This is a genomic window from Huintestinicola sp. (genome assembly GCF_050874005.1).
Taxonomy (GTDB): domain Bacteria; phylum Bacillota; class Clostridia; order Oscillospirales; family Ruminococcaceae; genus Huintestinicola.
In genome coordinates this window covers 14,546-27,155 of sequence record NZ_JBNMJV010000026.1, presented here as the reverse complement: position 1 = coordinate 27,155, position 12,610 = coordinate 14,546, and the positions used below count along the sequence as shown (strand labels likewise).

The following is a 12,610-nucleotide window of genomic DNA, read 5'->3' as shown; positions in this document are numbered from 1 at the left end:
GAGTAACACAACAAGCAAAGGACTTGCCCCCGTTTAGCGGTGACAAATCCTTCGCTTGTTTTTTCGTGTTTTTGGCGATACGTTCTGACTGTCTATCGAGTATCCTTATTGTAAGAACGTATCATCGGTGTTTCTTGCCCTAAGCACAAAAAGGTCCATGACTATCCTGAAAAGCAGAATAATGTCAATGACAATGAACAGCAGAACAACATATTCTATCCGAAACTGCATTCCTGCAATACAGCAGTTTATGAAAACACAGCCTAAACCTAAAAGGGAAGATATGCTCACCGTTCCGATAAAGCAGATAAGCTTTGCCGCACCTCGGTCGGCAGCAGTTACGGGCAGGGCATAGGAATAATTGTGCCAGCCGCTTTTAAGGTTGCTTACAAAAACACTGTCCCCCGAAAAAACCGCCGCCGAATATACCACAACAAGCATGGAAAACATCTGTGTAAATGATCTGATCGTATCCTCGGGCATCTGCTCTATAACATGTGTAAGCAAAAATATTGCTCCCATCATAAAAAAGCAAAATGCAAGCAGTACCGCAAATCTCAGTATGTACATCTTTTGACAGGCTTTTAGCTCACGGTAAACAAGTGAATGGAGTTTTGTCATGCAGTCCACTCCCTTTCGTCCTTGTGAACATAGTAAAGCATAATATCGTCAAGGCTTGCGGGGTCGATGATGGCACCGCTGTATTTGTAGGACGCGGACTGTCGGTCGCGGAGCATGACCTCTGCACCATAGGTATTCATACGAATGCTTACAATATCTTCCGGGGCGATATTTCCAAGCTCCGATCTGTCGCATTTGAGAATACCGTGGGATTCGAGAATATCATCCTTATATCCCGAGATCAGCAGCCTGCCCTTATCAATGAAGATAACGCTGTCTGCGATCTTTTCAAGGTCGGAGGTAATGTGGGAGGACATCAGAATAGAGCGCTCGCCGTCTTGTAGATACTCCATAAAAATGTGCAGTATCTCATCTCGCACAACAGGGTCAAGTCCTGTGGTAGCCTCGTCCATTACAAGCAGCTCGGCATTGTGAGAAAGGGCGCAGGCTATTTGAAGCTTCATTTTCATACCCTTTGAAAACTCGCCTATCTTCTTTTTCATCGGAAGTCCGAAGCGCTCTAAATACTGAGTATAAACAGCGTTATCCCACCGGGGATAAATCCCCTCAAATATACGTGCCATATCCTTTGCACTCAAAACATCGTGAAACGGCAATTCATCAAAAACAACGGAAATTCGTTCCTTGATCTCAGTTTCGTTCCGAAGATGATCCAGACCCAGCAGCTTTATTTCTCCCTCGTCAATGCTTATGATGTTCAGCAGGCTGCGTATCGTGGTGGTTTTGCCGGCGCCGTTCTGACCGATAAATCCCATAATCGAGCCTTTCGGCACATTGAAGCTGATGTTATCCAGCGTAAAGCCGCTGTATTTTTTTGTAACCCCTGAAATCTCAATTGCGTTTTCATATGAAACCATAGTCATTCTCCTCCGTTTACAAGGTCCAGCAATTCGTGAAGCTCCTGCATAGTGATACCTGTCTTTCGTGCTTTATCGCCTGCCTCCATAAGCAGGGATTCTATCTGCTTGATCTGTTCTTCACGGAACAGCTCTAAATTCTGTGCCTTTACGAATGAGCCTTTGCCTGTAAACGATTCAATAAAGCCGTCACGCTCAAGCTCCTCGTAAGCACGCTTGGTAGTCATAAAGCTGATATGGAGTTCGACAGCAAGATTTCGCATAGATGGGAGCATTTCCCCCTCTTTCAGCTTGCCCTCGAGTATCAGCGCCTTGATCTGGTTTACGATCTGCAAATAGATCGCCTCACCGTTTGCATTGCTGATGTTGATATTCATTTTAGTGTACACTCCTTGGGATCAAGGAAGCGCTAATCAAGCCGCAGGCATCGTTTCCGACGCTCGAAAATCCGTTACTGAGAGCGTCGAGAAACGATTTGATCAGCGTTTCCTTAAATACCTGCAAGCCTTCCGGACGGCTGCGCAAGTATAAATTGTATAATCTCTCTATATATAATTATATCATCTGAGTTACAGTTTGTCAATAGGCTTTCAGAAATATGTTTATAACACAAACGAGCCACCGTACATTAAAGTACGATGGCTCGGTCAGTCTGTCGAATAACCCATAATCTGATTCAGCAGAAAAGCTTACAAAATCCTTCTCTGAACGCTTCGGGGGCGTTGTCGGAAAATTCTATGTCCTCGGGGATATCCGCATAATACTGCACCTTTGAGGTAAATTTTACGAAGAAGCTCTCCCCCTCCTTTGTCTCCATATTGAGAGTAAATCTCTGCTTAAAGCAGCCTTTGCCCTGCGCATATATGGAATTTTCAAGATAGGCCTCGTCGGAGTAATAAGCCTCCTCGCCCTCGACTGATATAAGGGTGTATTCCTCGGTGAAAAGCCGCTTGACATCTGTGCTGTAATGTGCCAGATATTCATCCCGGGCTTCGACCACAGGTGCAAGCTCGGCTTTGCATTCTTCCGTTTCGGTGTTCTCCCAGTCGCCCTCGGCGATATATTTGTCATAAATTCTGTAAATCTCGTTATTCCTTTTGTTGTACTCGGAAGTAAATATCTGCGGAGTATTATCAGAGCCGCAGAAACCGTTTCCTTTAAGAGCACCTTCTATTCTTTCAAGAGCCGCATTTCCCGGATACTCGGGAACCATAAATTTATCATAAATTTCCCAACATTCATCTTCTCTGCCCTCGTATTTATCGGAAGTATCATAACAATGCACCATTGCCTGAGTGATAAAGCAGTCCCCCGTCTCGTCCCTTTCAAAGGCAATGTACACCTCCAAAGGCATATTTTCGGTATATTTCTCATCAAGATAAAGATCAAGCTCGCCCTTCATCAAAGAGACGGAATAGCTTGCATTACATTCAACATCAGATATGGGATACTGCGAGAAGAAATCTCCGAATATTTTCGTATAGACCTCAAGCAGCTCCCCCTCGTTTTTTCTGTTAACGCCGTCAAGCCCCTTGAAGCCCACCATTGAAAGAGCCTTGCGGTAATTTCCTTTTTTAAGCAAGTTTCCAAAATCTTTCATTTCACGCTCTGCGGATATGGACGACCAGCTTATCTGCCTGCTGTGATCATTTTCATTTATTGTTATCGCTCCGAGAACGCAGATAACAACAGCCATCGGCACCGCCACCACCGCTGTTATAAGTGCAAGCTTCAGATAATGCCTTTTGGTTTTTTTCAGCGGATTTTTTGCCTCTCCTGCCTTTTCCTTCCGAGGAAGCTCAGCGGACATTGCGAGAAGCATTTCGCTGCATTCTTCACATTCGGCGCAATGCTCCTCCACAAGCCGCCTGCTGCTTTCCGAACTTACCTTGTCCGAATAAAGAGGAAGCAGGTCTCTGATGATATCGCAGTCCGTTTTCATAAAATATCCTCTCCTTTCAGAATTTCTCTAAGCCGTTCTTTCCCTCGAAAGAAGGTCACTCTCGCCCAGGTCTCCGATTTTCCGAATATCTCCCCTATCTCCGCAAAGCTCATATCCGTGTGAATTTTCAGAAGCACTATCTCACGGTACGGCTCGGGGAGACGGTGAACAGCCTTGTATATATCCCTCTGCTCCATTCTTCCCGAAATGTCCGTATCAACGGGGATATCCTCCGGCTCGCAGTCCTCCCTCCGCTTTTCCCTGCGAAGATGGGAAATATAAAGATTTTTCACAATGGCGCAGAGCCAGGTGATCATCTGCACTCTGCCGTCAAAGCTTTCGGCGTGGGTTATGGCTCGGAAAAAGGTCTCCTGGGTAAGCTCCTCGGAAAGGCTGTTATTTCCTCCGCTGAGGCTCATAAGATATTTGTACACCCTGTCGGCATATTCCTTGTACTGTTCTTCCTGCCTCACTTGGATACCTCCTTTCCTTTTCATAGATTAAACGCCGGAAGGTGATGTTCGTTACAGAGTTTACAGAAAATTAACATATCAAAAAAGGCGTTCTCCTTTTCCGGAAAACGCCTGAATTAAGATTACGTTATCTTTATATCAGTTCACCCTCAACAGCCCAGTTATGTGTCTTTGTGACCCTAACCTTTCTCATCGTTCCGATAAGCTCGGGAGAGCCTTTCACAAGGGTGATGATAAATTCGCCGCTCTTGCCGCTGATAAATTCTTCCTTGTATGTGCCGTCGAAAAGCACGTCAAATTCCGCTCCTAAGAATCGCTTGTAATGCTCCTCGGATATCTCACGCTGAACGGCAAGCAGCTCACGGAACCGTTCTCCCTTGTCCTCTTCGGAGGTATGGTCGATGATCTCGGCAGCCTTTGTGCCTGTCCGCTTTGAATAGATGAACGAGAAAATGTTGTCGTACTTTACCGCTTTAACAATATCAAGGGTCCGGCTGAAATCCTCGTAAGTTTCGTTGGGAAATCCCACGATAATATCGGTGGATATGGAAAGACCCGGCATTACCTTTCGGGCGTATTCAACCATATCCATATACTGCTCCGCCGTATAACGCCTGTTCATTTCCTTTAAAATGCGGTCGCTGCCCGACTGGAGGGGCAGATGAACGCTTTTGCAAATCTTTTTGCTTTCGGCAATTACATCAAAAAATTCCCTTGTGGCGTCCTTGGGATGGGGGGACATAAATCTCACTCTGAAATCCCCGTCAATATTGTCAATGCGCCTTAGCAGCTCGGGAAAATCAATTTTCTCCTCAAGTCCCCTGCCGTAGGAATTGACATTCTGCCCTAAGAGCATAATTTCTTTGCAGCCGTCCGAAACGAGCCTTTTTATCTCCTCGATTATCTTTTCGGGGCTCCTGCTCCGCTCCCTGCCTCTTACGTATGGAACGATACAGTAAGAGCAGAAATTGTTGCAGCCGTACATTATGGAAACGCCTGCCTTGTATTTCTCGCTTCTCACCGCAGGGATATCCTCAAAGCATTCGGTGTTTCTCTCGGCGGTGTCAACGATAAACTCTTTTTTGGTAAGAGCCTCGTAAATGAGCCTCGGCAGCTCCTTTGCGGCAAATGTGCCGAACACGATATCTACGTGGCGGTAGGACTTCTTTATCTTCTCAGCCGTTTTAGGCTCCTGACCCATACAGCCGCCTACAGCGATCAACATATCGGGCTTTTGCTCCTTGAGGCGCTTCAGTTCTCCGATGTTGCCGTAGACCTTCAGCTCAGCGTTTTCACGAACGGCGCAGGTGTTGAGGATTATAATGTCTGCGGCGGTCATATCGTCTGTAACGCCGCATCCCATAAGACAAAGCTGCCCTTTAAGCTTCTCCCCGTCGCTTACGTTCTGCTGACAGCCATAGCTGTGAACGCAGCACAAGGGGGGCGCTTCTCTTTTGGCAAAAATGTCTCTTACCGCCTGAATGTAATTTATTTCCATCTATGTAACGCCTTTCGATCAATAAACGTAATATTTGTCATAGCCCATAGCGGTAAGCGCCTTCACAGCCTCGTCAAAATCGTCCGCAGACATCGACTCCCTGTCAAGCATAGGATATACGGGCAGGTCGCCGCAGCGTGAGGAAACTTCGCCGTATACTGCGGTTATCTTCTCGTACATATCCATATCATCGAGAATGACTTCCTCGTTTCCTGCCACCATAGTGCGGCTGATGTTGTTTTCCGAGTAATCTATCATTATGCGGCAGCCATCAAGCTCATCGGGATAGAAAAGCTCGCTGTAGCCCTTGATAACGGAATTAGCCGTAATTCTGAGCATTACCTCTGTGCCCGACTCGTTTCCTGCATTGTTCATCATCACCGCAAGAGAAGTGAGAGCGTGGTAACGGTCGCTGTAGGGGGAAACCTCCTCGCCCAGCATATCAATATCCGAAGACCTGAACTCGGGGAAGATGAAATCATCGCAAATGACCTCGGTAAAGCCTGCATTGCCAAGCTCTGTAACAATGTCGCAAAGATACTCCTGTGCCGTTTCATCGAAAGGCGATAACCAGGGCTTGCCGCCCTTGTCGGGAGATGTGTCAAGCCAGGTGTCACCGTCCTCGCTCCTGTAGGAGCCGTCACGGTAATCACCATAGCGGTTGTTGTCGTAAAGCACGGAAACAAGCGCAACAGGGCGAAGTCCTCTGCTTTCGGCAGCATTTACGATATCCGATGCGGAAAGATTTGAAACAACAGGGTCGTTTCCGTCAATAACGGTGTCCACAAAATCAAGCCCTGTGGCATAGTGGAACACTCCCCCCTCGGTCTTTACGGGGAATATGACAGCGCTGCAGCCGCTGGCGCTCAGCTCGTCAAGAGCGGCGTTCAGGCTGTCGGCGTCCGACATACTGTCGGGGTCAATGTAATATGCCGCTCCGCCCTCTCTGATAACAGCTGCAGGGGCAGTTTCGATAGGCTCTGTCTCGGAAACGGCAGGTGCCTGTGTTGTTTCACCGGCTATGGAAGAAGTTTCGCTTACGGCAGGCAGGCTCTCGGTCTGAACGCCGCCTGCGGTCTGTGAAGCAATATCGGTCTCAGCAGGAACGCTGTCGGAAACATTATCGGTCTCCGAGGGCGTCCAGGGCTCTGACTCTGTTCTGTCGGGACGGGAGGCAATGTATCTTCCGATAGGTCCCGCAACGCTGTAGCCCACGAAAATAAGCGCCGCAACAGCTGCTGCACCTGCGATTATCTTCACCGCATTTTCGTTTCTTCTTTTTATCTTATAATGCCTTTTGGGCTTGAAAATTTTCTTTTTTCTTTTCATTTTGATGTCCTTTCAAAATTATATATTTCTATTATATATAAGCAGGTGCGTGACCTAAAATGCCGTACACCGCCATTGCCATTATTCCCGAAAATATCATTACCGCAGGATAGCCTCTGAATGCTCTCGGAACGTCCTCTGAATAAAGCTGTGCGTAAACTCCCGACAGCATATATGAAGCCGCCGTAAATCCCAGTCCCGCAGTCAGTCCGAAAAGCAGATATTCGCCGAATGTTTCGCAGCCGGAAGCGCTCAGAAATATTGTACCCATAACTGCGCTGTTAAACGCCGAGATATGCACATATTTTTTTATTTTCGGAAATTTGTTTTTTACAAATAAAAATGCACACAAAAGGGTGACGAGATAAACGCCGCCCACGATAAGTGCGTAAAACGCCACAAGATAATGCCTGTCCCGGTCAGCCGCAAAAGGGAGCTGTGAAACGCCCCACATTGCTATGGAAGCCGCCGCAGTAAAGTAGGAAACTCCTGCGCATACTCCGGGAAGATTTCGCTTGTTTTTAGCCGCAGCAATCATAGGGGTAACGCCGAAAGCCCTGGCAAAAACGAAATTTTCGGCTATGACCGACATCAGAACTGAGGTCAGCAGACTCTGAAAGAAGCCGGGGTCATTCATTTGTCACGCCCCTCCTTTTTGAACGATCTGATAAATGCGCCCATAAGACCGATAAGGATAAATCCGCCGCAGGGAGCGTTCAGAATGGGGATAGTAAATCCTATGCCGTAAAGCGTTCCGTCAATTCCGCCTGTGGAGAAAAGCTCTCTCACAAAGCCCAGGAATATGACCGCCCAGCAAAAGCCTAAAATGTGGGATATGACATCAAGTATCATTCTGCCCTTTTCCATACGGAAAAATCTCAGCTCTGCGGCTCGGGTGATAAATTCGCCCGAAACTATCATAGGCAGGAAAACGCCAAGCTTTGACAGGTCGTAATCAAACCGCCCCTCGAAAAAAATACAGAATGGGATATACACCGCCACGGCAATAAAAGTATATAATATTATACGCATAGCATAGGGCAGCTTTCTGGGCAGAAAAGAGGATATCATCAGGGACATCAGCGTTACCGCAGAAAACACAGCTGCGTAAGTCACCGCTCCCCGAAAGGTGTTTGCTATCATTATGGCAGGGGCAAGGGACATTCCCGCCGCAAAAACGGGATTATGAGTGAAAAGTCCCTCAGAAAATGACCATTTTTTCTTAGTCGTTTCCATCATCGCCGCCCCCTGTCATTGCAATAGTTTCGTTGATATCATCGGCATATTTTCCGAAAATGTTTTTAGCCCTTTTCCTGCGGCGTGCAAGCTCTCCGAATTTGCCCGTAAGCCTGCCGAAGGGCGCAGAAAGCACCGCCGCATAGACCACAGGATTTTCAAGGCGGGATATTTCCTCTGCGGCAATAAGTATCACAGCAGAAACAATGCCGAAAAGTATTTTTTCGGGAACAGTTTTGTGAACGATACTGTTATCGCAGGAAAGCACCGATAATCCGAAAATGAGCATACCGCCCACAAGAGAGGTCTTGACTCTGAAAGCCCCCCCTGCCACAAGGCTCCAGCCCATAACTATGGCAAGCTCGGTAAAGAAAACCGTTCCCGATATCGCTTTACGGGATATGAGATACAGAGCACACACAGCGGTGAGCACCGTAAACGTGCAGCCCATAGGTCCCGTAAAATTGCCGATAAGCAGTTCGATATCCGTGTATGAGGCAGATGTGGAGCGCATTGCCGCCGAGGTAAAGGAGGGGTAAAGCCCGTCTGTTATAACATTGGTAAGGGGCAGCTCCGTCATAGGCTTAGGGTATGACAATACTGCCGATGGGAAGCAAAGCTCCGCAAAAATATATCCTGCCGCAGCACAGTTTACTATCTCTTTGCCGTGACCGCCGAAAGGATGCTTGGCAATGCAAATGGCAAAGGCGCAGGCAGCGGCGGCAATGGTATACGGCACGGAAGCAGGCATCATAAGAGCAATGGCAAGCCCCGTTATTATGGGCGAAACATCGTGTATATGCAGGCTTTTTCTCTGAATAATAAGGCAGAGAACGTCAAGCCCCCAGCAGACGCCGACGCATATTATGCACAGCAAAGCCGCTCTCATTCCGTAGTAATATACGGACATTGCCGCCGTTACCAGAAGCACAAGAAGCATATTGACCATTGCGCCGAAATCATCGGGGCGGCGGCTTTTTTCTCCCCTGCCCTCACGGACAAAGGTAGTGAGCATACCGGGTTCTTTCTTTTTCATATAAATATAATCCTTGATGTAAAGGTGGTGTTTTATTGCGGATAGAACGAACGGGAGAACACAAAGCAAGAGCAGTCATATCCGAAAGTGAGCTGTGCCTGCTCGGTCTTTGTGCGGAAAAGCTCCACGAAGGCTCCCCAAAAGCCTCGCTGCTCATATCCGAACTGGTGGGAAGGGCTTTTCCCGAAAAGGGGAAATACACCGTATCTGTTGAGATAATTCCCGTTAGATGGGGAGGGTGCGTTTTTATTATGACACGAAAGCCGCAGTCGGGCGGAGTATGCCCGATGATAATAACCACAGCTTCCGCAGAGGAGCTTATAAGGGTATGCAAAAAGATAAAGTCTCTGAGCATTTCCTGCCCCGAAAGCGCTGTTACGGGCGGACAGGACTATTTAAGGCTCATAATACGCCTGCCCGACGATATACTGCTCTGCGAAAGTCTTTCCGAAACGGGAACACTAATTCCTGCGGACGAAGCGGCTCTTGCAAAGCTGTCCGAACACGACAAGGTGATTATTTCCAAAAATGCGGTTGAAATACTGTCGGGCTTATCTCATTGAGCGGGCGGCAGCAGCCATATCCTCCGCCTTGAAAAGATAGGAGCCTGCCACAAGGATATCCGCTCCTGCCTCTCTTACAAGAGCTGCGGTCTCGGCGTTTATGCCGCCGTCCACCTGAATGTGAGTGCCGGGACATTCCTTGTCGATGTATGCTTTAAGCTCACTTATCTTGCTCAGCGTCTCGTGCATAAAGCCCTGTCCTCCGAAGCCGGGCTCTACGGTCATCACAAGGACCATATCCACAGAGCTTACAAAGGGAAGAACATCACTTACGGGTGTTCCCGGCTTGATGGCAATTCCTGCCTTAATTCCACGTGTCTTTATCTCACGGATAACGGCGGCAGGGTCTGAATTGCTCTCAAGATGAAAGCTTATCATATCCGCTCCGTTGTCCGCAAAAACGCCCACGTATTTCAGGGGGTCTGTTATCATTAAATGAGCGTCGATAAACATATCCGTATGCTTGCGCACACCCGCAAGAACAGGCACTCCGAAGCTGATATTTGGCACGAAAACTCCGTCCATAACATCAAAATGAACGTGGTCGCAGCCGCTTTGCTTTATCCTGTCAAGCTCCTCTCCGAGACGGCAGATATCTGCGCTCAGGATAGAAGCGGAAACTATTGTATTCAATGTAAAAAGGCTCCTTTTAATAGAAGTGGTACGCCCGCCCCCGAGTCCCTGCGGAAGCTGACAGCTATACATAATAAGTATAAACCAATATTGCTCCGCCGTCAATACAATTCGGGTCGGTTTTTTCATTTCGGAAATTCGACTATTTTCGTGAGGGATAATTCGGGACAGGTTGTGCAAATTTTCAGACGATGCCGATAAGCGATCTTAAAGACTGAAAAAATGTTACAAAAATATTAAAATATGCCTATACCCCTTTACTTTTATATTTTAGAGTGCTAAAATAGAAGTACGGCATAGTTCGTATAAAAGCGAAAAATATTTTACCGAAAGGACTGTATAAATTATGGATGAAAACAGAGCTGACGAAAAGAGCCTGAGCTTTCTCTATGACGCTATCCTCTGCCTTGAAACAAGGGAGGAGTGTGCAAAATTTCTTGACGACCTCTGCACATCTCTTGAGCTGAAATCCCTCTCCCAGAGAATGCTTGTTGCAAAAATGCTTTCGGAGAAGAAGATATACAACAACATCGTGGCAAGCACAGGAGCAAGCACCGCCACCATCAGCCGTGTTAACCGCACACTTAACAGCAAGTACAGCGGCGAGGGCTACCGTATCGTATTCGACCGCCTGAAAAACACCACCACCGACGAGATACTCGGCGTGAACACAGGCGCAGAAGGGAAAGACTGACATTGAGCGGCTACAGCGCATTTGCGTATTTTTACGACCGCCTCACCGAAAATATCTCTTACAAGGCGAGAGCGGAGTATTTTGACAGGCTCATAAGTCTCCACGGGGGAAAAAAAGGTATTCTCTTAGACCTTGCCTGCGGAACGGGCAGCCTGTCCGAGGAAATGGCAAGGCTGGGCTATGACGTTATCGGCACCGACGCTTCGGAGGAAATGCTCTCCTGCGCTATGGACAAGAAATTTGAGAGCGGTCTGCCCATTCAGTATCTTTGTCAGGATATGACAAAGCTTGATATGTTCGGCACCATAGACGTTACCCTCTGCGCCCTCGACAGCTTAAATCACCTGGGCAGTCTTGATGATATCCGAAAGACCTTTGATCGTGTTTCCCTTTTCTGCGAGCCGGGAGGACTGTTCATATTCGATGTGAACACCCCTTACAAGCACAGGAATATCTTAGGGAACAACACCTTCGTCTATGACCTTGAGGACGTTTACTGCGTATGGCAGAACAGCTTCAATGATAGCTCCCCCGACTGTCAAGTGGACATTTCGCTGGACATTTTTGAGAAAAACGAAAGCGGCTTATTTACCAGATACACCGACGAGCTTTCGGAAATTGCCTTTCCTCGGGAAATAATCGAACAGGCTCTTGCAGATTCGGGTATGACCCTTGAAGCGGTCTATGATTTCGACTCCCTCGAGCCGCCCCGAAATGACAGCGAAAAGCTGGTATTTGCCGCAAAGAAGCCTGCCATACCGGCGCATAATTTATAAAGGAGCAACCCATTATGGCAAAAATTGTCAGAACCATATCCGAGGACGCTTCCGTTGTGGCAACAGCCATTGACGCAACGGATATAGTTTCGGAAATTGAGAAAATACATCAGACCTCTGCGGTAGTTACCGCAGCACTCGGCCGTCTCACCATTGCCGCCTCCCTTATGGGAATAGGTCTCAAGGGTGAAAAGGACACTCTTACTCTGAGAATGAACGGAAACGGCCCCACAGGCGCACTTATCGCCGTTGCGGACAGCTTCGGAAACGTTAAATCCTATGTCTGCAACCCCATTGTTGAGATACCCTTAAACAAATTCGGCAAACTGGACGTTTCGGGTGCTGTGGGAAAGGAAGGCACCCTTTCGGTGGTAAAGGATCTTGGTCTTAAAGAGCCTTACTGCGGTCAGGTGCCTATCGTTTCGGGTGAGATAGCCGAGGATATCGCAAGCTATTTTGCTACCTCCGAGCAGATACCCACCGTCTGCGGTCTGGGAGTTCTGGTAAATCCCGATCTTACCGTAAAGGCGGCAGGTGGATATCTGGTACAGCTTCTCCCCTTTGCGGACGAAAGCTGCATTGATATACTTGAAAAAAATGTAAATTCTCTCCCCTCAGTCACACAGATGCTCTCCTCGGGCGTTACCGCCGAGGAAATGGCTATGAAGGTGCTTGAGGGCTTAAAGCCTAATGTAATGGACGATCTCACCGCCCGTTACAAATGCGACTGCTCAAGGGAAAGAGTGGAAAGAGCGCTTATTTCCATAGGCAGCGCCGAGCTTGACGCAATGGCAGATGAGGAAGAAAGCTCCGAGGTATGCTGTCATTTCTGCGGCAAGAAATACACCTTCACCTCCGAGCAGATAAGGGAGCTTTCCCGTCAGGCAAAGGCATAATCACTTAAAATGCAGAATATTATTTAGTACAGCAC

15 protein-coding genes are annotated in these 12,610 nt (G+C 47.7%); 4 read left to right on the top strand and 11 right to left on the bottom strand.

Annotated elements, in window-relative coordinates; genetic code table 11:
* Positions 1-105 precede the first annotated feature (105 nt).
* From ACR0QN_RS09515 to ACR0QN_RS09470, 10 genes are all read right to left on the bottom strand, one after another.
* Positions 106-507 carry a hypothetical protein gene (locus ACR0QN_RS09515; RefSeq protein WP_432650976.1) on the bottom strand — a complete coding sequence of 134 codons (402 nt, stop codon included), beginning with the start codon at positions 505-507 and terminating at the stop codon, positions 106-108.
* A gap of 110 nt (positions 508-617) precedes the next feature.
* A complete protein-coding gene (locus tag ACR0QN_RS09510; protein WP_432650975.1) occupies positions 618-1,499 on the bottom strand; it encodes an ABC transporter ATP-binding protein in 882 nt (293 codons plus the stop codon).
* 2 nt (positions 1,500-1,501) lie between these two features.
* Positions 1,502-1,876, bottom strand: coding sequence for a GntR family transcriptional regulator (locus ACR0QN_RS09505; RefSeq protein ID WP_432650974.1), 375 nt, complete (start codon positions 1,874-1,876; stop codon positions 1,502-1,504).
* 299 nt (positions 1,877-2,175) lie between these two features.
* A complete protein-coding gene (locus ACR0QN_RS09500; protein WP_432650973.1) occupies positions 2,176-3,441 on the bottom strand; it encodes a hypothetical protein in 1,266 nt (421 codons plus the stop codon).
* Positions 3,438-3,914, bottom strand: coding sequence for an RNA polymerase sigma factor (locus tag ACR0QN_RS09495; protein WP_432650972.1), 477 nt, complete (start codon positions 3,912-3,914; stop codon positions 3,438-3,440). The genes ACR0QN_RS09500 and ACR0QN_RS09495 overlap by 4 nt, the downstream gene beginning before the upstream one ends.
* Positions 3,915-4,047: 133 nt before the next feature.
* Positions 4,048-5,412, bottom strand: a complete 1,365-nt coding sequence (gene miaB, locus ACR0QN_RS09490; RefSeq protein ID WP_432650971.1) for a tRNA (N6-isopentenyl adenosine(37)-C2)-methylthiotransferase MiaB — start codon at positions 5,410-5,412, stop codon at positions 4,048-4,050.
* A gap of 18 nt (positions 5,413-5,430) precedes the next feature.
* Positions 5,431-6,741 carry a putative glycoside hydrolase gene (locus ACR0QN_RS09485; RefSeq protein ID WP_432650970.1) on the bottom strand — a complete coding sequence of 437 codons (1,311 nt, stop codon included), beginning with the start codon at positions 6,739-6,741 and terminating at the stop codon, positions 5,431-5,433.
* Between the two features lie 31 nt (positions 6,742-6,772).
* Positions 6,773-7,378 (bottom strand): Rnf-Nqr domain containing protein, encoded by a 606-nt coding sequence (locus tag ACR0QN_RS09480; protein WP_432650969.1) that lies wholly within the window; start codon positions 7,376-7,378, stop codon positions 6,773-6,775.
* On the bottom strand, positions 7,375-7,980 hold the full coding sequence (locus tag ACR0QN_RS09475) for an Rnf-Nqr domain containing protein (RefSeq protein ID WP_432650968.1): 606 nt from the start codon (positions 7,978-7,980) through the stop codon (positions 7,375-7,377). The genes ACR0QN_RS09480 and ACR0QN_RS09475 overlap by 4 nt, the downstream gene beginning before the upstream one ends.
* Positions 7,964-9,013 (bottom strand): RnfABCDGE type electron transport complex subunit D, encoded by a 1,050-nt coding sequence (locus ACR0QN_RS09470; RefSeq protein ID WP_432650967.1) that lies wholly within the window; start codon positions 9,011-9,013, stop codon positions 7,964-7,966. Before ACR0QN_RS09470 ends, ACR0QN_RS09475 begins: the two co-directional genes overlap by 17 nt.
* Positions 9,014-9,048: 35 nt before the next feature.
* Between ACR0QN_RS09470 and ACR0QN_RS09465 the strand changes: the two genes are divergently transcribed.
* A complete protein-coding gene (locus ACR0QN_RS09465; protein WP_432650966.1) occupies positions 9,049-9,576 on the top strand; it encodes a hypothetical protein in 528 nt (175 codons plus the stop codon).
* On the opposite strand, the gene rpe is transcribed toward ACR0QN_RS09465, so the two are convergent.
* The gene (gene rpe, locus ACR0QN_RS09460; protein WP_432650965.1) at positions 9,565-10,209 is read right to left on the bottom strand and encodes a ribulose-phosphate 3-epimerase; all 645 of its coding nucleotides are present in this window, start codon (positions 10,207-10,209) and stop codon (positions 9,565-9,567) included. The two genes, ACR0QN_RS09465 and rpe, sit on opposite strands and share 12 nt — an antisense overlap.
* Before the next feature lie 346 nt (positions 10,210-10,555).
* On the opposite strand from rpe, the gene ACR0QN_RS09455 reads away from it, so the two are divergent.
* The 3 genes from ACR0QN_RS09455 to hslO are packed head-to-tail and all read left to right on the top strand — an operon-like array spanning position 10,556 to position 12,575.
* Positions 10,556-10,903 (top strand): YerC/YecD family TrpR-related protein, encoded by a 348-nt coding sequence (locus ACR0QN_RS09455; protein WP_432650964.1) that lies wholly within the window; start codon positions 10,556-10,558, stop codon positions 10,901-10,903.
* Positions 10,904-10,905: 2 nt separating this feature from the next.
* The gene (locus ACR0QN_RS09450) at positions 10,906-11,679 is read left to right on the top strand and encodes a class I SAM-dependent DNA methyltransferase (protein ID WP_432650963.1); all 774 of its coding nucleotides are present in this window, start codon (positions 10,906-10,908) and stop codon (positions 11,677-11,679) included.
* A 14-nt stretch (positions 11,680-11,693) separates the two neighbouring features.
* A complete protein-coding gene (gene hslO, locus ACR0QN_RS09445) occupies positions 11,694-12,575 on the top strand; it encodes an Hsp33 family molecular chaperone HslO (RefSeq protein WP_432650962.1) in 882 nt (293 codons plus the stop codon).
* Positions 12,576-12,610: the final 35 nt, after the last annotated feature.